The organism is Catenulispora pinistramenti (assembly GCF_018274385.1).
GTDB lineage: Bacteria > Actinomycetota > Actinomycetes > Streptomycetales > Catenulisporaceae > Catenulispora > Catenulispora pinistramenti.
In genome coordinates, this window is the sequence record NZ_JAAFYZ010000220.1 from 1 (window position 1) to 18,065 (window position 18,065).

At 69.9% G+C, this 18,065-nt stretch carries 12 protein-coding genes; 7 read left to right on the forward strand and 5 right to left on the reverse strand.

What is annotated here, in order from left to right:
* Positions 1-108: 108 nt before the first annotated feature.
* From KGQ19_RS39340 to KGQ19_RS39355, 4 genes are all read left to right on the forward strand, one after another.
* Positions 109-591: a GNAT family N-acetyltransferase gene (locus tag KGQ19_RS39340; protein ID WP_212018985.1), complete on the forward strand. Its 483-nt coding sequence runs from the start codon at positions 109-111 to the stop codon at positions 589-591.
* Positions 592-771: 180 nt separating this feature from the next.
* Positions 772-1,632: a tryptophan 2,3-dioxygenase gene (locus tag KGQ19_RS39345; RefSeq protein WP_212018987.1), complete on the forward strand. Its 861-nt coding sequence runs from the start codon at positions 772-774 to the stop codon at positions 1,630-1,632.
* A 149-nt stretch (positions 1,633-1,781) separates the two neighbouring features.
* Positions 1,782-6,752, forward strand: coding sequence for an NAD-glutamate dehydrogenase (locus KGQ19_RS39350; RefSeq protein WP_212018989.1), 4,971 nt, complete (start codon positions 1,782-1,784; stop codon positions 6,750-6,752).
* 191 nt (positions 6,753-6,943) lie between these two features.
* Positions 6,944-7,795, forward strand: coding sequence for a hypothetical protein (locus KGQ19_RS39355; RefSeq protein WP_212018991.1), 852 nt, complete (start codon positions 6,944-6,946; stop codon positions 7,793-7,795).
* A 23-nt stretch (positions 7,796-7,818) separates the two neighbouring features.
* Here the strand turns inward: KGQ19_RS39355 and KGQ19_RS39360 are convergent, their stop codons facing one another.
* From KGQ19_RS39360 to aroA, 3 genes are all read right to left on the reverse strand, one after another.
* The gene (locus KGQ19_RS39360; protein WP_212018993.1) at positions 7,819-8,010 is read right to left on the reverse strand and encodes a hypothetical protein; all 192 of its coding nucleotides are present in this window, start codon (positions 8,008-8,010) and stop codon (positions 7,819-7,821) included.
* A 180-nt stretch (positions 8,011-8,190) separates the two neighbouring features.
* The gene (rsgA, locus tag KGQ19_RS39365; RefSeq protein WP_212018995.1) at positions 8,191-9,240 is read right to left on the reverse strand and encodes a ribosome small subunit-dependent GTPase A; all 1,050 of its coding nucleotides are present in this window, start codon (positions 9,238-9,240) and stop codon (positions 8,191-8,193) included.
* On the reverse strand, positions 9,240-10,589 hold the full coding sequence (gene aroA, locus KGQ19_RS39370; RefSeq protein ID WP_212018997.1) for a 3-phosphoshikimate 1-carboxyvinyltransferase: 1,350 nt from the start codon (positions 10,587-10,589) through the stop codon (positions 9,240-9,242). Before aroA ends, rsgA begins: the two co-directional genes overlap by 1 nt.
* A gap of 137 nt (positions 10,590-10,726) precedes the next feature.
* On the opposite strand from aroA, the gene KGQ19_RS39375 reads away from it, so the two are divergent.
* Both KGQ19_RS39375 and KGQ19_RS39380 read left to right on the forward strand, forming a co-directional pair.
* A complete protein-coding gene (locus KGQ19_RS39375) occupies positions 10,727-11,488 on the forward strand; it encodes an SOS response-associated peptidase (protein ID WP_212018999.1) in 762 nt (253 codons plus the stop codon).
* Between the two features lie 132 nt (positions 11,489-11,620).
* Positions 11,621-13,210, forward strand: coding sequence for a hypothetical protein (locus KGQ19_RS39380; RefSeq protein ID WP_212019001.1), 1,590 nt, complete (start codon positions 11,621-11,623; stop codon positions 13,208-13,210).
* Positions 13,211-13,325: 115 nt separating this feature from the next.
* Here KGQ19_RS39380 and KGQ19_RS39385 read toward each other — a convergent pair whose 3' ends face one another.
* Positions 13,326-14,660, reverse strand: a complete 1,335-nt coding sequence (locus KGQ19_RS39385) for a M20/M25/M40 family metallo-hydrolase (protein WP_212019002.1) — start codon at positions 14,658-14,660, stop codon at positions 13,326-13,328.
* A 91-nt stretch (positions 14,661-14,751) separates the two neighbouring features.
* Positions 14,752-16,245 (reverse strand): hypothetical protein, encoded by a 1,494-nt coding sequence (locus KGQ19_RS39390; RefSeq protein WP_212019005.1) that lies wholly within the window; start codon positions 16,243-16,245, stop codon positions 14,752-14,754.
* Positions 16,246-16,265: 20 nt separating this feature from the next.
* Between KGQ19_RS39390 and eccB the strand changes: the two genes are divergently transcribed.
* Positions 16,266-17,663 (forward strand): type VII secretion protein EccB, encoded by a 1,398-nt coding sequence (eccB, locus tag KGQ19_RS39395; protein ID WP_212019007.1) that lies wholly within the window; start codon positions 16,266-16,268, stop codon positions 17,661-17,663.
* Positions 17,664-18,065 lie beyond the last annotated feature (402 nt).

Genomic DNA, 18,065 nt, shown 5'->3' on the forward strand with positions numbered 1-18,065 from the left:
CGGGGGACCATCGGGGGGACGCGGCGCGGCTTCGCTCAAGCGGAGCCGCGCCGCCTCGCTGTCCCCGCTAGGCTGGCGGTTCTTTATCACCGGGGAGGGTGCGGGGCGATGAGCGGATCCGAGGCGGCTTCGGGGCGGCGGCTGACGCCGGTGACGCCGGAGAACTTCGACGCGGCGGTGGCCGTGAAGGTCCGCGTGGACCAGCAACACCTGGTCGCGCCGGTGATGAAGTCGCTGGCGCAGGCCTACGTCTACGGCGATGCGGCCTGGCCGCGGCTGATCCTGGACGGCGACCGCGTGGTCGGCTTCCTGATGGCCTTCGTCGGCATCGACTGGCACGAGGACGGCGGATCGGACCTGCGCTCCGGGCTCTGGCGGCTGAACATCGCGGTCGGCGAGCAGCGCCGGGGCTATGGCCGGTTCGCGGTGGAGCAGGTCGCGACCGAGATCCGGCGGCGCGGCGGCGACCGGATGTTCGTCAGCTACCACCCCGGGCCCGGGGGCCCGGAAGTGTTCTACCAGGGCCTGGGTTTCAAGCCGAACGGCGAGTCCGCCGGGGACCAGACGGTGGCGGTTCTCGATCTGTACTGATCTCCCCGGACCTGTACTGATCCCACGCGCAATCTGCGCTGATCCGCTTCGCCTCCTGTCACTGTCGGTGGATCATCCGGGCACCCATGGCCAACGTGTACAGCCCGGTGCCGAATAGCAGCCATTCCGTCATCCCAAAGCGGGTCGGAGCCCGGCCCGGGCGGCGGTAGCCTGGCAGGCGTGACGAATGAACCGTCAGCCGACAGCGTCGTCGGCTGTCCTGTAGGCGCCTCTTCCGACTTCGGTGACGAGACGGTCACCAGCCACCACTTCGGCGAGGAGGGGGCGAAGCTGACCTACGGCTCGTACCTCCGGCTGGAGCAGCTGCTGACCGCCCAGGTCCTGGAGTCGGATCCGCCGGCGCACGACGAACTCCTGTTCATCACCATCCACCAGGTCTACGAGCTGTGGTTCAAACAGCTCCTGCACGAGGTCGACGCCGCCACCGAAGCGATGTTCGGCGGCCGGCTGTGGTGGGCCAAGCACCTGCTCAAAAGGGTCGCGACCATCGAGGACGTGCTGATCCGCCAGATCGCCGTCCTGGAGACCATGACCCCGCAGGACTTCCTGGTCTTCCGCGAGCTGCTGTCCCCGGCCTCCGGATTCCAGTCCGCGCAGTTCCGCGAGCTGGAGTTCGCCTCCGGGGCCAAGGACCCGACGTATCTCAAGCGCTTCCGCGGCCTGACCGACGCCGAGCAGAAACGGCTGGCCGAACGGCTGGAAGCCCCGAGTCTGTGGGACGGCTTCGTACACGCCGTGGCCCAGTCCGGGCTGCCCGCCGGCACGGAGGACGAGCTGCGCGACTCACTGGTCGAGGTGGCCCGTGACCGCGACGGCCACGGCGAGCTGTGGGAGCTGTCCGAAGCGCTGCTGGACCACGACGAGGCCGCCGCGCTGTGGCGGGCCCGGCACGTGACCATGGTGGAGCGGCAGATCGGGACGAAGTCCGGCACCGGCGGCTCGACCGGCGCTCCCTACCTGCGGTCCCGCCTCGGGCTGCACTACTTCCCGCTGCTGTGGGAGCTCAGAAGTTTCCTCTAGACGGTGACTTTTCGGCGTGTCTGTCGTCTTTTTGTATATGACCCCTAGTGCGCCGGCCCAGCCCGACAACTTCACACGCGGTACCGCGAGTCCCCTCGAAAACCACTTAGTCACGCAACGGCGCGCGACAGAATAGAGTTCACACGGCCATGCAGAGCACGTATACGGGTGCGAAACTGGGCAAGCTCGATCAGGCCAAGGCCGACCTGCTGAGTCAGGCCGCCAAACCGGCCACCGACGCCGGGGGCGGGGCCTCGGCCGCGGTGCTGATGCCGGCCCGCGCCGACGGCGCCATGGAGGCCTACCTCGACGAGTACTACCGCCATGCGGCCCCCGAGGACTTGATCGGTACCGCGGCCAAGGACATCCGCTCGGCCGCGCTGTCGCACGCGGCGCTGGCCGCGTCGCGGCCGCAGGGCACGGCGAAGGTCCGGGTGCACACCCCGACCGTGGAGACCACCGGCTGGTCCAGCGGGCACACCGTGGTCGAGATCATCACCGACGACATGCCGTTCCTGGTCGACTCGGTGACCTCCGAGCTGTCCCGGCAGGACCGCGGCATCCACGTGATCATCCACCCGGTGATGCACGTCCGCCGCGACCTGGCCGGCGACCTGCTGGAGATCCTGGCCCCGGACCAGGACAAGTCCGGCCCGGAGGTCACCGAGGAGTCCTGGATCCACATCGAGATCGACCGGCTCTCCACGCGTGAGGACGCCGAAGGGACGCGTTACTCGGAGATCGAGGCGGACCTGCAACGGGTGCTGCGCGATGTGCGCGAGGCCGTCGAGGACTGGCCGAAGATGCGGGCCACCGCGCTGTCCCTGGCCCAGGATCTGCACCCGGCCTCGGACGAGCAGAAGCCGCCGGTGCGGACCGAGGAGCTGGCCGACGCCTCCGATCTGCTGCGCTGGCTGGCCGAGGACCACTTCGCGTTCCTGGGCTACCGCGAGTACGACCTGACCACCGACGACAGCGGCGAGGAGACCCTGCGCGCCGTCCCCGGCACCGGCCTGGGCATCCTGCGCGCCGACCAGCCGATGTCGCAGAGCTTCAGCAAGCTCGGCCCGGACGCCCGGGCCAAGGCCCGCGAGACCCGGCTGCTGGTGCTGACCAAGGCCAACACCCGGTCCACCGTGCACCGCCCGGCCTACCTGGACTACGTCGGCGTGAAGAAGTTCGACGCCGAGGGCAACGTGGTCGGCGAGCGCCGCTTCCTGGGCCTGTTCGCCGCCCCCGCCTACACCGAGTCGGTTCTGCGGATCCCCGTCGTGCAGCGCAAGGTGCGCGCGGTGCTGGCCGAGTCCGGCTTCGACCAGAACTCCTTCTCCGGCAAGGAACTGCTCCAGATCCTGGAGACCTACCCCCGCGACGAGCTGTTCCAGATCCCCACTGAGGAACTGGCCGAGATCTCGATCGCGGTCTCGCAGTTGCAGGAGCGCCGCCGGCTGCGCCTGTTCCTGCGCAAGGAGGCTTACGGCCGGTTCTACTCGGCGCTGGTGTTCCTGCCCCGTGACCGCTACGACACCTCCACCCGCCTGGCGATGCAGGACATCCTGATGCGGGAGCTGAACGGCGCGGTCATCGACTACACGGTACGCAACACCGAGTCGGTGCTGACCCGGCTGCACTTCGTGGTGCGCGTCGCTCCCGGCACCACGCTGGCCGACGCGGACGCCGACGCCATCGAGACCAAGCTGGCCGCCGCCACCCGCACCTGGGACGACGACTTCGCCGAGGCCCTGCTCGGCGACTTCGGCGAGGCGCAGGCCCGCGAGCTGCGCGAGGCCTACGGCGCGGCGCTGCCGGAGTCGTACAAGGCCGAGGAGCGGCCGGAGATGGCCGTCGCCGACGTCAAGGTCCTGGAAGGGCTGAAGATCTCCGGCGACAGCAGCGCGGTGCGGCTTTATGAGGAAGTCGACTCCGCCCCCGGCGACCGCCGGTTCCGCATCTACCGGGTCGGTTCCTCGGTCTCGCTGGCCGAGGTGCTCCCGGTGTTCCAGCGCATGGGCGTCGAGGTCGTCGACGAGTTCCCCTACGACCTGGAGATCGACACCGCGAACCAGCCGGACTCCCGGATCTACGACTTCGGGCTGCACTGCGACCCGGCGTCGGTGGCCGAGTTCGGTATGGACGAGGTCGCGCGCCAGCGCTTCCAGGAGGCGTTCACCGCGATCTGGACCGGCAAGGCCGAGAACGACCGCTTCAACACCCTGGTGCCGCTGGCCGGTCTGACCTGGCGGCAGGTGGTGATCCTGCGGGCCTACGTGAAGTACCTGCGCCAGGGCGGCATGACCTCCAGCCAGGAGCTGGTGGAGAACGTGGTGGCGAACAACCGCCGGGTGGCCCGCCTGCTGGTGAAGCTGTTCGAGGCGAAGTTCTCCCCGGCGTACTCGCACGAGACGCCGGAGCTGTGGGAGAGTATCGTCGAGGAGATCGAGGGCGCGCTGGACAACGTCCAGTCCCTGGACGAGGACCGCATCCTGCGCTCGCTGCTGAAGGTCATCCAGGCCACGCTGCGGACCAACTACTTCCAGGCCGACGCCAACGGGGACCCGAAGCCGTACGTGTCCTTCAAGCTGGACCCGCACCTGGTCCCGGACCTGCCGGCGCCGCTGCCCAAGTTCGAGATCTGGGTCTACTCCCCGCAGGTGGAGGGCGTGCACCTGCGCTTCGGCAAGGTGGCGCGCGGCGGCCTGCGCTGGTCCGACCGCCGCGAGGACTTCCGCACCGAGGTCCTGGGCCTGGTCAAGGCGCAGATGGTGAAGAACTCGGTGATCGTGCCGGTCGGCTCCAAGGGCGGGTTCTACGCCAAGAACCTGCCGGACCCCTCGGTGGACCGGGACGCCTGGCTGGCCGAGGGCGTGTCCAGCTACAAGACCTTCATCAGCGGTCTGCTGGACATCACCGACAACCTGGTCTCCGGCGAGGTGGTGCCGCCGGCGAACGTGGTGCGGCACGACGGCGACGACACCTACCTGGTGGTGGCCGCCGACAAGGGCACCGCGACGTTCTCCGACATCGCCAACGGCCTGGCCATCGACTACGGGTTCTGGCTCGGCGACGCCTTCGCCTCCGGCGGCTCGGTCGGCTACGACCACAAGGGCATGGGCATCACGGCGCGCGGCGCGTGGGAATCGGTGAAGCGGCACTTCCGCGAGCTCGGTGTGGACTCCCAGAGCGAGGAGTTCACCGCGGTCGGCGTCGGCGACATGTCCGGCGACGTGTTCGGCAACGGCATGCTGCTCTCCGAGCACATCCGGCTGGTCGCGGCCTTCGACCACCGGCACATCTTCCTGGACCCGGAGCCGGACGCGGCGACCTCCTTCGCCGAGCGCAAGCGGATGTTCAACCTGCCGCGCTCGTCCTGGGCCGACTACGACACCACCAAGATCAGCGCCGGTGGCGGGGTCTACCCGCGCAGCGCCAAGTCGATCCCGATCTCCGCGCCGGTGCGCCAGGCCCTCGGTCTGGAGGCCTCGGTGCTGCGGCTGCCCCCGAACGAGCTGCTGAACGTGATCCTGAAGGCGCCGGTCGACCTGTTCTGGAACGGCGGCATCGGCACCTACGTCAAGGCCTCCTCGCAGAGCCACGCCGAGGTCGGCGACAAGGCCAACGACGGCATCCGGATCGACGGCTCCGAGCTGCGGGCCCGGGTCGTCGGCGAAGGCGGCAACCTGGGCTTCACCCAGCTGGGCCGGATCGAGTACGCGGCCTCCGGCGGGCCCGGCGACATCGGCGGCAAGATCAACACCGACGCCATCGACAACTCGGCGGGGGTGGACACCTCCGACCACGAGGTGAACATCAAGATCCTGCTGGACCAGGCGGTGCACGCCGGGGACCTGACGGTCAAGCAGCGCAACAAGATCCTGGCCGAGCAGACCGACGAGGTCGCGCGGCTGGTCCTGCGGGACAACATCGACCAGAACATCGCGCTGGCCAACGCCCAGTGGCAGGCCCCGGAGCTGATCGACGCGCACGGCCGGCTGATGCGCCGGCTGGTCAAGGACGGCCTGCTGGACCGCGGGCTGGAGTTCCTGCCGAGCGACAAGCAGCTGGCCGAGCGCCGGGCCGCGGGCCGCGGGCTGACCCAGCCGGAGCTGTCGGTGCTGCTGGCGTACGTGAAGATCGTGCTGTCCGACGAGCTGTTCGCCTCCGGGCTGCCGGACGACCCGTACTACGTCCAGCGTCTGGCGAACTACTTCCCGACGCCGATGCGCGAGACCTACCGGGGCCTGATGGACTCCCACCCGCTGCGCCGCGAGATCATCACCACCCAGGTGGTGAACGACCTGGTGAACGCGGCCGGTATCACCTTCGCCTTCCGGATGCGGGAGGAGTCGGGGGCCTCGGCCGAGCAGATCGCCCGCGCTTACAGCGCCGCGAACGAGGTCTTCGACATGGGCGGTTACCTGACCGCCATCGAGGACCTGGACAACAAGGTCTCGGCCGCGGTCCAGACCGCGATGCGGATGGAGATCCGCCGGCTCACCCAGCGCGCCTCCCGCTGGTTCCTGCAGAACCGCCGGCACCCGCTGGACATCCCGGCGCAGATCGAGCAGCTCCGGGAGGGTGTGCGGGACATCGCCGCGCACCTGCCCAAGCTGCTCAAGGGTCCGCACCTGACCCGCTACTCCGAGCAGCGCGAGGACCTGATCATCGCCGGCGTCCCCGGTGAGCTGGCCTCGGCGGTGGCCGGCATGCCGTCCATCTTCGGCGCGCTGGACATCGTGGAGACCGCCCGGGCCGGCGGCAAGCCGGTCCTGGACGTCGCCGACGTCTACTTCGACCTGGCCGACCGCATGGGGATCGCGCAGATCCAGCAGAAGATCGTCGAGCTCCCGCGCGCCGACCGCTGGCAGACCATGGCCCGCGCGGCGCTGCGCGACGAGCTCTACGCCTCGCACGCCGGCCTGACCGCGGCCCTGCTGGCCTCCGGCACCGAGGACGACACCCCGGAGCAGCGCTACGAGGCCTGGCTGGACAAGGACCGGGCGGCGGTGGAGCGCTCGCGCGCGGTGCTGGACGAGATCATGGCCTCCGGGACGTATGACCTGGGGACGTTGTCGGTCGCGATGCGGACCATCAGCGCCATACTGCGGGCGACGTCGATGTAGTGACGCCGATGTAGCGACGCCGATCGAGGCGAGGGCTGACGGCCTGGTGAGCGGCCGGGACCTGCGAAAGCGGGTCCCGGCCGTTTGCTGTCGTGCGGCGGCTCAGGTGTGCGTCAAGGAGCTGGGTTATTCGCTCGTTGCGGTAGGTACCGGCGGGTAGGGTCGGTCTCACAAGGGGGAACGGGAATTCGATGAGTGCGATGGCCGGTGTGCCGTGGGCGAACTACCTACCGGCGAGGTGCGACACCTGCAAACCGGGGCCGGACGGGGCTTGGACGGGGGCCGCCTGGACGATCATCATCATCGGGGCCTGCGTGGTGCTGATCGGGTTCGGCGTGCTGGTGGCGGCGTCGCGCTCAGACCCCGGTTCGCTGCCGGACCCCGGTTCGCCGTCGGCGGCCGGTGAGCCCGCGCCGGTCATGGACCAGGCCCAGCGCGAGGACGTGGAACGCCGGGCTGGCACGGAGGACTCCGAGCGTGAGTCGCCGCGGGCGTCGAAGGAGAAGGCCGGGTGGCAGATCGTCGTGGTCGGGCTGGTGCCGGCGCTGTTCGGCCTGATCATGCTGGGGTTCACCAGTTCGCGGATCAGCCAGGACAAGGGCCAGCTGATGGTGGCGGCCTCGGACCTGGTGTCGCGCGCCGTCAACGGCCCGGCCGACTGCCGGCAGGAGGCAGCCCTGGAGTCCGGGATGTCGCTGCCGTCGGCGCTGGCCTCGAGCCCGTACCTGCCGAACGCGGCGAACTGCGACAGCTCGCCCCGGGAGTACGCACAGGACCAGGCCGGCTCGGACGACCCGGGGGTGTACCTCATCTCCGTCGAGTTCATTTACTCGCCGTCCTTCTCCACGAACGGCGAAGTCACCATCTACGACAAGGACAACCACCGCTCGGTGTGTGTCACGGTGCCGGACACCGACGTCGCGGCCGCGGAGCAGGCGAGCGCTACTCCCGACTCGACTGCGTTGCCCTCCGATCCGGTGAGCATCGATCCGAGCCCCTACATCTCAGACGGGGCGTGTCGCGACGCACCCGTCAGCTCGTAGGCCGCCTTCTGACAAGCCCGAGATCAGGTCGCCGGCGTGTCCGGAGCGGAAGCCGCGCGTTCCATCGCCCACTCGACGAGCCGCGCACCGGTCCGCCCGGCGAGTCCCCAGCCGCCCTCGGCGCGGAGCGCGGCTGCCGCTAGTTCCGCGGCCAAGGCCCGTTCGTCCTGCTCGCTGAACAGGTTCGCGGCCGCGTGCACGTCGATCGATGGCATGGCCGTTGCCAACGACCGGTCCACCGCCGGCATTCCGCGGCTGCTGCTTCTTCTGCCGTGGCATCATCCCGAAGCCCGCAGTGTGGATCCGGCTCCGCAGCTCGTCCGGCGGCGTCCCGGGCGCGTTCGCGGGCACGTTCACATTCGCGGTAGCCGACAGCCCAGCCGACAGGTCCCGCCTCAGTCCTCGACGACGACCCCCGCCGGTTCCCCGCCGAGCCGCGCGTCCAGCAGCCGCCGCAGCGAGTTCAGCCGAGCCGCGCCGGCGTGCCCCTCGGCGACCCACGCGTCGAGCGCGCACTCCGGCGCCAGCGAGTCGTGCTGGCAGCCGCGCGGGCAGTTCTCCGTGCCCTCGGCCAGGTCCGGGAAGTGGTCGATCAGCCGGTTGACGTCCACATGCGCCAGCCCGAACGAGCGCACGCCGGGGGTGTCGATCACCCAGCCGCCGGCCTTGCCGGGCAGCTCCAGCGCCAGCGCCGAGGACGAGGTGTGCCGGCCGCGTCCGGTCACCGCGTTCACCCGGCCGGTCGCCCGGAACGCCGTCGGCACCAGCTTGTTGAAGATCGTCGACTTCCCCACTCCCGAGGAGCCGACCAGCACCGAGGTCCGGCCGGCCAACCGCGCCGCGAGATCCTTCGCCCCCGAGGCGTTCGCCGAGACCACTATCGGGATGTCCAGTGGCCGGTACATCTCCAGGATCGCGTCCTCTTCCCACGCTATGACCAGGTCCGCCTTGGTCAGGCAGAGCAGCGGCGCCATCCCGGCGTCGTAGGCGGCGACCAGGCAGCGGTCGATCATCCGGGGCTGCGGCTCGGGGTCGGTGAAGGAAGTGACGATCACCAGCTGGTCGGCGTTGGCCACCAGCACCCGCTCCACCGGATCGGTGTCGTCGGCGGTGCGCCGCAGCACGGTCTGCCGCTCCTCGACCCGCACGATCCGGGCCAGCGCGTCCGGCGACCCGGACAGGTCCCCGACCAGGCCCACCCGGTCGCCGACCACTATCCGCTGCCGCCCCAGCTCGCGCGCGGTCATCGCGACCACGCTGCGGGTCTTCTTCTTGTCCGGCACCAGGCAGGTGTAGCGGCCCCGGTCGACGGTGATCACCATGCCGGTCGCCGCGTCCTCGTGCGCGGGTCGGCTCTTGGTCCTCGGCCGGCTGCCCTTCGGGTTCGCGCGAACCCGGACATCGCTCTCGTCGTAGCTGTCGAGCTTCCGGCCGGCGCCCGACATCAGCTGCGCGCTCCGGTCGGGGCGGGGGCTTCGTGGTCGTCGGCGGTCAGCATCGCCGCCCACATCGCCGGGAAGTCCGGGAGGGTCTTGCCGGTGGTGGCGATGTCCTCGACCTCGACGCCGGGCACGGCCAGGCCCAGCAGCGCGCCGGCGGTGGCCAGCCGGTGGTCGGCGTAGGTACCGAAGACGCCGCCGTGCAGCGGCACCGGGCGGATCAGCAGCCCGTCCGGCTCCTCGACGACGTCGCCGCCGAGCCCGTTGATCTCCCGGGCCAGCGCGGCCAGCCGGTCGGTCTCGTGCCCGCGCAGGTGGCCGATGCCGGTGAACCGGGACGGGGAGTCGGCCAGCGCCGCGATCGCGGCCAGGATCGGCGTCAGCTCGCCGACGTCGTGCAGGTCGGCCTCCATGCCGTGCACACCGGCCCCGCCGGAGACGGTCAGCCCCGCTGTCGTGAGTTCCACACGGGCACCCATCTCCCGCAACAGGTGCCGCAAAGCGTCCCCGGCCTGGGTGGTCCGGGCCGGCCAGTCGGCGACCGTGACGGTCCCGCCGGTGACCAGGGCCGCGGCCAGGAACGGAGCGGAGTTGGACAGGTCCGGCTCGATGCTCCACTCGCGGCCGCGCAGGACCGAAGGGGTGACGACCCAGCGGCCCGGCTCGGTGGCGTCCACGGTGCCGCCGGCCGCCCGGACGAACTCCACGGTCATGTCGATGTGCGGCTGGGAGGGGATCGGACCGCCGACGTGGCGCACCTCGACCCCGCGCTCGTACCGGGAGCCGGCCAGCAGCAGCGCCGAGATGAACTGCGAGGAGGCGGTGGCGTCCAGCTCCACCAGCCCGCCGGGCACCGAGCCGGTGCCCTCGACCAGGAAGGGGAAGGTGCCGCGGTCGCCGTCGTCGATCCGCACGCCCAGGTCGCGCAGCGACTGCAACAGCGTGCCCATCGGGCGGGAGCGGGCGTAGGGGTCGCCGTCGAAGTACACCGGCCCGTCGGCCAGTGCCGCGACCGGGGGCAGGAAGCGCATGACGGTGCCGGCCAGGCCGACGTCCACCTTCGCGACGTCGCCCACGTCGCCGCCGTGCAGCCGCTCCGGCGGGGTGACCCGCCACACCGGCGCCTCGAGCTCGGCCCCGGCCTCGATCTTGACGCCGAGCGCGCGCAGCCCGCCGACCATCAGCACCGAGTCCCGGGCCCGCAGCCCGCCGGTGACGGTCGAGGCCGAGTCGGCCAGCGCGGCCAGCAGCAACGCCCGGTTGGTCGCCGACTTCGAGCCCGGGACCCGCACGTTCGCCGTGACGGGACGGCTGGCGGGCGGCGCGGACCACAGGGTCTTCTCGGCGGAGGTCATGGGTCAAGGCTAGTCGGTATGGCCGATCACTGCTGGCGGTGCCGGACGCCGGTTCCCCTGCGTGCGGGCCCCGTTTTCCGCCCCGTTTCCGCCCGGACGGGAGGTTCCTGTGGGCGTCCCGTGATTAGCTCGGTGGCATGTGTGGACGCTACGTGCTCCGAACCGACCCCTCGCAGCTGGCCGACCAGCTCGGCATCGGGCAGCCGGAGATGTTCGAGCAGGTCGGCCAGGCCTTCGAACCGAACTACAACGTGGCACCGACCGACCAGGTCGTGGCCGCGATCGAGCGGCATCCGCGGGACGCCGGGCCCGGCACCGAGGCGGTGCGCAAGCTCCGGGAGGTCCGCTGGGGTCTGGTGCCGTCCTGGGCCAAGGACCGCAAGATCGGGCAGAAGATGTTCAACGCCCGCATCGAGACGATCACCGAGAAGGCCTCCTTCAAGCGCGCCTTCATGAAGCGCCGCTGCATCCTTCCGGCGGACGGCTACTACGAGTGGTACAAGCCCGCCGGCCCGAAGCCTGTCAAGCAGCCGTTCTTCATCCATGACGGCTCCGGCGACGCTCTGGCCTTCGCCGGGCTGTACGAGCTCTGGCGTGATCCGGAGATCGAGGACAAGGAGGACCCGGCAGCCTGGCTCTGGTCGGCGACGATCCTCACCACCGCCTCGGTCGGCGGCCTGCACCACATCCACGACCGGATGCCGGTCATCGTGCCCCGGGCGAACTTCGACGCGTGGCTGGACCCCGACTACGGCTCCGGAGACGGCGAAGCCGACGCCCTGCTCGGTCTTCTGGACCCCGGCCGCGACCCGCACCTGGACACCTATCCGGTCTCGCCGGCGGTGAACTCGGTGCGGAACAACGGACCGGAACTAGTGGTGCCATTGGCAGCTGAGTAAGAGCTTTGCGCTCGCCGTGCTGGTGGCGTTGAGGGAGCGGTCCACGGTGGCGAAACAGGGGGCTGGCATGCTCTAGGATCGGCGGGTCTTCATCCAGCCCCTGCCTCAATAGGCTCACTCTCCGGGGGGACCGTGAGTACGCCCACCCTGACCCGCGGCGCGCGTGCCATGGCGGCCAAGCGCGACGAACGACGCGCTCTGGCCGACGCGCATCTGCACCTCGACGACGTCGAGAAATGGTTCATCAAACGCGGACTTCCGCACTTCATCGAGAGCTACAAGCCGACCGAGGACGTCTTCAACCGAGCGCTGCCGCTGTTCGTGGTGCTGGTCGTCGTCCAGATGGGCCTGGAGCTCACCAGCAAGACGGTGACCTGGAAGGACCGGCTGATCGGCGGGGCCATCGGGTTCGCCGCGGTCGTGGTGGTGATCCTGGTCGCCAACCTGATCCGGCAGCCCCAGCGCTGGTACCGCTGGCCGCGCAAGATCGGGCCGGCCGAGATCACGCTGCTGGTGCTGCTCGGGCCGGTGGTCGGCAAGCTCTCCGGGGCCGGCTGGGGCGCGGTGGTCGCCGATTTCGTCGCCAACATCCTGGTGCTGGCGTTGGTGTATCTGCTGGTCGCCTACGCGATCCTGCCGGTGCTCAAGTGGGCGCTCAAGCACTCCTTCGAAGAGCTCGGCAACCTGGGCAACCTGGCGAGCAAGGCGCTGCCGATGCTCGCGTTGTTCGGGACGTTCCTGTTCCTCAACGTGGACATGTGGCACATCGCCTCGTCCTTCGACAAGCGCAGCCAGCTCTGGTACACCACGCTGTTCTTCGCCGCGATCACCCTCCTGTTCCTGATGGTGCGGCTGCCCGGCGAGGTCAAGAACCTGCAAGGCGACTACTACCTGGAGGCGGTGGTCGCCGCTTCCGCCGACACCCCGCTGCACGAGCACGTCGGCGAACTCGACGACGAGCTGCCGCAGCTGCGGACCGACCGGCGGCAACGGGTCAACATGCTGTTCGTGCTGGCCTTCACGCAGGTCATCCAGATCCTGTTGCTGTCGGTCGTGGTGTTCGTCTACTTCGTCTCCCTGGGCAAGCTCGCGGTGACCGACGGACAGATCGCGGACTGGCTGAAGTCGCCGGAGTGCACGGTTCCGGGTGTCCACGCGTCCCAGCTCGCCCACGAAAACGCGGCCGCCGTCGCCCAGACGTGCCACTTCAGCACCGAAGAGCAGGGCGCGACCTGGCTGAAGATCATCCAGCCCGGCCGGCTCTTCGGCTTCCCGGCGCGGATCCCGGGCACCAACCTCTTGTTCTCCGAGCCGCTGCTGCGCACTGCGATCCTGCTGACCACCTTCTCCGCGTTCTTCTTCGCGGTCTCGGCGGTCACCGACGAGGCCTACCGCAAGGACTTCTTCGAGTCGATCACCGGTCGGCTGGCCAAGTGCCTCACGATCCGTTGCGGCTACGTGAACCTCTACGAGAAGGCCACCCGGCACGCGCTGAACGAGACCGGCGTGGATCCGAAGGCGATGGACGAGGACCACCGCCGCACGGTCCAGGTCCCGTCGATGGTCGCCGATCCGAACACGCGGACCCAGCAGCTCAGTTCCTTCCAGCCGAGCGGTGGTTATCCCGCGTCGCTGTCCGGTCAGAAACAGATTCCCGAGCAGTCGACCCATGAAGCGATGTCGGACGATCCGTTGAAGCGGTGGCCGCAGCAGAACAGCTGACAATCCGCAGGCAGCAGCAAAGCCCGGCCCCGGATCACTTCCGGGGCCGGGCCTTCGCGATGTCTTGCGAGAATTAGGCCTCGACTGTCAGGCCTTTTGGATCAGGATGTGGGCATCATGCCGCGGTGAGGAACCGGTCCAGCACCTTACAGCCGAACTCCAGCGCGTCCAACGGCACCCGCTCGTCCACACCGTGGAACATCGCCGCGAAGTCCAGGCTCGGGTCCAGCCGCAGCGGCACGAAGCCGTAGCCGCGGATCAGGCCGCGTCCCATGTCCATCACGCCGAACGTCTTGTTGTCGGTGCCGGCCGACAGGCAGTAGGGGACGATCCGCGCCGCCGGGTCCTCGGCCTGGAGCGAGGCCATCATCTTCTCCACCAACGGCACCTCGAACGGCGCCTCCAGCGCGATGTCGTAGTGCGAGAACTCGCGGGTGACATCCGGGCCGAGCAGCTTGTCGATCTCGGCGAAGTACTCCTGCTCCAGCCCCGGCAGGAACCGGCCGTCGATCTCGGCGGAGGCCCGCTCCGGGATCACGTTCACCTTGTACCCGGCCTCCAGCTTGGTCGGGTTCGCGGTGTGCTGGAGGGTGGCGCCGATGAACCGGGCCAGCGGGCCGATCTTGGCCACCGCGGCCCGGGCCGAGTCCGGGTCCTTCGGATCGAACTCGACCCCCAGCGCCTCGGTGACCTCGGTCAGGAACGTGGTCACGGTCGGGGTCAGGGTCACCGGCCACTCGTGCCGGCCGATCCGCGCCACCGCCTCGGCCAGCGCGGTGACCGCGTTGTCGTCGTTGATCATCGAGCCGTGGCCGGCCTGGCCGCGGGCCTGCAAGCGCATCCAGGCCAGGCCCTTCTGCGCGGTCTCGATGAGGTAGAAGCGCAGGTCCGGCGAGACCTCGTAGGAGTAGCCGCCGACCTCGCTGACCGCCTCGGAGACGCCGTCGAACAGGTCCGGGTGCTCCTTGGCCAGGAACTTGGCGCCGTAGTTGCCGCCGGCTTCCTCGTCGGCCAGGAACGCCAGGACGATGTCGCGACGCGGCTTGCGGCCCTCGCGCAGCATCCGGCGCGTGACCGCGAGCATCATCGCGTCCATGTCCTTCATGTCGACCGCGCCGCGGCCCCACACCATGCCATCGCGCACTTCGGCCCCGAAGGGGTCGGCGGTCCAGTCGGCGGGGTCGGCCGGCACCACGTCCAGGTGGCCGTGCAGGAGCAGCGCGTCGGCGCTCGGGTCGGAGCCCTCGATCCGGGCCACCACGCTGGCCCGGCCCGGGTCCGACTCGAAGATCTGGGGTTCCAGCCCGGCCTCAGCGAGCTTTTCGGCCACGTACTCGGCCGCCGGGCGCTCGGGCTTGATCGGGTTCGACGTGTCGATCCGGATGAGGTCGCGCAGGAAGCCGACGACCTCGCCGTAGGGGACTTCTTCGGAGTCCGGGGTGCTCGTCATGCTCCAACCCTACGCCGTTCGATCTTTGCCCGGGGTGGGGCGGAAACGGCTGTTGTGAACTACCCCACGGCTGTTGTGAACTATCCCTCGCCTACCGCAGGGGTTCGCCGAGGAAGGCTTGCTCCCACCTCGTCTGTGCCAGTTCGCAATAGCGCATACTCCGCTTCCGCGAACGCCACAGGACCATCGAGTCGGGCAGGTCCGGCAGTGCGGCGGTGTCCTGGTCGGGCAGCCCCAGCAGGTGGCGGGCCATCGCCGCTTCCTCGCGAGGCATCCGTTGCATGCCGACCAGATCCGCGTCGCGGAGGTAACCGGCGGTGCGCGGATCGAAGTAGGGGAGCAGGGTGACGATCGTCGTCCACGGTCCGCGCGGCACCGTCGCGAACGGCGGCCGGGCGCCGCAGTCACGCACCACGAGCAGCGGCGCGGCCATGCTCGGCGCGGGCCAGCCGGGATTGCTGACCGGACGTCCCACTGGTTGTAGGGCCAGGTGTTCTCGGCCCAGACCCGAGTGCAATAGGACAGGGTCCCACTCGTCTTTGCGCGCGGTCTCGACGATCACTCGGGCACCGATCGCGGCACACCGCAGCACCAGCGTCTCGGCGAGATACCTGCCGCCGACGACTGCGGCGTTCAACGTCATGCGACGGAACAGGCCGAGCGTCACGGGACGGTGTGCCGGGTCCAAGCCGATCAGTACGCCGCCCGGTGCCGCGGTCACGCCTGTGGCGTCGAGGTAGTCGTGCGTCTCCGCCATTTCGCTGCGGTATCCGGGCCGGTAGTCGCTGTCCGCGAGGGTGAGCGTGTGGTAGCCGGCGGGGGAGAGCTTGGCGGACGCGGCCCGGGCCGCCCGGTCGAGGGTCCGCTGCGCACCGAGCATCCCGCCGCCGCGGGCCAGGATCGGTCCGGCGGCGCGGGCGGCCGGCCCCTGACGGCGGCTGCCCGGCAGTTCCAGGCGCAGGGCCAGCCAGGTGAGGCGGGCGGCCGGGATCGGCTCGGTGCCGAGGCGGCGGGCGAGGTCGCGGTTCAGGCTTTGGTATGACGCACTCGCCTCGGCCTGCGCGTGTGTCTGTGCTTGGGTCTGTGCTTGGGTCTGTGCTTGGGTCTGTGCTTGGGTCTGTGCGTGCGCCTGCGTGTGTCTCTGTGCTTGCGCGTGTTCCGCGAGTCCGGCGCCGGTCGGTTGGATGTGGCCGGTCGGCTGGATGTGCTGGACGAGTCGGATGTCGGCCAGGCCGAGCAGCGGATCGGCGCGCAAGTCGGTCAAAAGGTGCGGCGGGATCGGGGTCGGCGGCCCGGGCGAGGGCAGGATCGCGTCCAGCGGCTCGATCTCCAACACCGCGCTGATGTGATCGGGGATGAGCTTCTTTGAGGTTTTGTTCTTGTCTTTATTCGAGCCTTTATCCAAGCTTTGATCTTCGCGGCCGACGGCGCGGTCCCGGCCGCGTCCGGGCATCACCGCAGTTGTCCCGCTGATCGTCGCTTCCGGCTGCTCACGGCGGGCCCGCAGACGCCACGCCACGGCCGGACCACCCGTGGCGGTGACTTCGGCCGCCGACGCCAGACCCATCCCCGCGAAGGCTCGCATGACGATATATCGTACGGGGAATGGCGACGCGAAAGGAGCAGCTGACCGCGGCCGAGTTCTCGCGGCGCCGGGTCCTCGGGGCGGTGTTGCGGCCGAGCGCGGGCGGGGTCGGCGAGGGGGTGCCGCGGCCGTTCCGGACGTTGTTCGTCGCCGCGATCGTGGTCGTGATCGCCCTCGGCGCGGCCGTGGTGGTCGGCTATCTGCATCCCACGCCGGAGAACGCGTGGCAGAAGGACCTCATCGCCGACGGCTCCGGCACCCAGTACGTGATGCTCGACGGCCGCCTGCACCCGATCCTGAACACGACCTCGGCCCAACTGATGCTCGGCCCGGCCCCCATAGTGGCGCAGCCCAAGCCGTCGCAGCTGGCGCCGTACCTGAGGAGCGTCGGCCCGGCAGTGGGCCTGTCCAAGGTCCCCGGCGCTGTACCACCGGCCGCAAGCCTGGACCTGAAGGACTGGACGGCCTGCGTGACCCCGGCCGGTAAAACAGTGGTCGAGGTCGGCTTCCCGGTCGGCGGCCCCTCGGACCCCGGCGCGCTGTCGGGCCCCGACGCCCTCCTGGTCCAGGATGACAGCGGCCAACAGTGGGTAGTCGACGACGGCCTGAAGTACCGGGTCGGCGACCGCGCCTCGGTAACGGTAGCTTTCGGCATCGGCGCACTGAAGGCCCGCCACGTTCCGGCCACCTGGCTCGGCGGCCTCTCCGCCGGCGACGTACTCGGCGTACCAAACATCTCCGGCCGCTACGGCGGCCCGGACCCACGCCCCGCCCCCGCCGGCTTCAACCGCATCGGCATGTTCGGCCGAACCCTGGGCCCCGGCGGCACAGTCGCCGACTACTACCTGGTGACCGGCGACGGAATAGCGGCGGTAACGCCGACGATGTACGACCTCTACCGCCGCGACCCGCGACTGAGCGAGTACCGGTTCACGGAGACGACGCTGCCACCGGGCAAACTGACCCCGGACATGATGGTGACGATGGCCGCCTCACAAACACTGTCCTGGCCAACCCAGCCACCACACTTCTCCACAGCCACCCAGAACCCCGACTCCTCGGCCGCGGTCCTGTGCGCAACCTTCTCCGGCGTCTTCGACCAGCAGGGACGTGCCCACACAGAGGTGGCAGTCCGCCCATCACTACCGCAACCCCTGGCCCCGGACGCCGGCAACGTGGCAGTCCGTCCCGGCCACGGAACCATCGTCCGCGAATCCGGCAGCGACCCCGCAACCGCACCGGACTACCTGGTCACCGACAACGGCCTACGCTACGAACTCGTCGGCTCGGCGGCCCTGCGGCTGGGGTACGACGGGATCGCTTCGTGTGAGGTGCCGTCGGAGTGGTTGCAGGAGGTGCCGATGGGGCCGGCTTTGGATCCTAGTAAGGCTGAGATGCCTGCTGAGCCTGCTTCCTGACTGGGCTTTGTCGCCGCGCCGATTGGGTGCGGGGCTGCGGGGCTGCCGGGCTGCCGGGCTGCGGGGTTGCTGGGTTGCGGGGTTGTCGGGTTGCGGGGCGGAGGCCGTGCTGAGGCGCTGCGGCGTTGGAGCGTCGGAGGTGCTGGCTCTCAGGCGCGCGGATGTTCTCGCGGCCGGAGTCCCGCCGGTCGCTGTGCCTGTGCCTGGCAGTCGCTCCGGCGGCCAGCATTTGGCCATTCTCTCCTGCTAGCTGGTCGGCTTTCGCTGGTGCTCTAGTCCGTCCGCTGCCCCGCTAGTCCGCCCGCTGCCCTGCGTGACTGTCTTCGCGCGCGTCTAAGTCTGCCTCGTCCTCATCCCACCGAACCTCCGGCGCCAAAGCTGTCTGTACCAACACCGCCCCAC

What these genes read in the sequence shown, in the direction of transcription:
- KGQ19_RS39340 (WP_212018985.1), top strand. Translation starts at nt 109, where the DNA reads ATGAGCGGATCCGAGGCGGCTTCGGGGCGGCGGCTGACGCCGGTGACG.
- KGQ19_RS39350 (WP_212018989.1), top strand. Translation starts at nt 1,782, where the DNA reads ATGCAGAGCACGTATACGGGTGCGAAACTGGGCAAGCTCGATCAGGCC.
- KGQ19_RS39355 (WP_212018991.1), top strand. Translation starts at nt 6,944, where the DNA reads ATGAGTGCGATGGCCGGTGTGCCGTGGGCGAACTACCTACCGGCGAGG.
- KGQ19_RS39360 (WP_212018993.1), bottom strand. Translation starts at nt 8,010, where the DNA reads ATGCCATCGATCGACGTGCACGCGGCCGCGAACCTGTTCAGCGAGCAG.
- rsgA (WP_212018995.1), bottom strand. Translation starts at nt 9,240, where the DNA reads ATGTCGGGCGCCGGCCGGAAGCTCGACAGCTACGACGAGAGCGATGTC.
- aroA (WP_212018997.1), bottom strand. Translation starts at nt 10,589, where the DNA reads ATGACCTCCGCCGAGAAGACCCTGTGGTCCGCGCCGCCCGCCAGCCGT.
- KGQ19_RS39375 (WP_212018999.1), top strand. Translation starts at nt 10,727, where the DNA reads ATGTGTGGACGCTACGTGCTCCGAACCGACCCCTCGCAGCTGGCCGAC.
- KGQ19_RS39385 (WP_212019002.1), bottom strand. Translation starts at nt 14,660, where the DNA reads ATGACGAGCACCCCGGACTCCGAAGAAGTCCCCTACGGCGAGGTCGTC.
- KGQ19_RS39390 (WP_212019005.1), bottom strand. Translation starts at nt 16,245, where the DNA reads ATGCGAGCCTTCGCGGGGATGGGTCTGGCGTCGGCGGCCGAAGTCACC.
- eccB (WP_212019007.1), top strand. Translation starts at nt 16,266, where the DNA reads ATGGCGACGCGAAAGGAGCAGCTGACCGCGGCCGAGTTCTCGCGGCGC.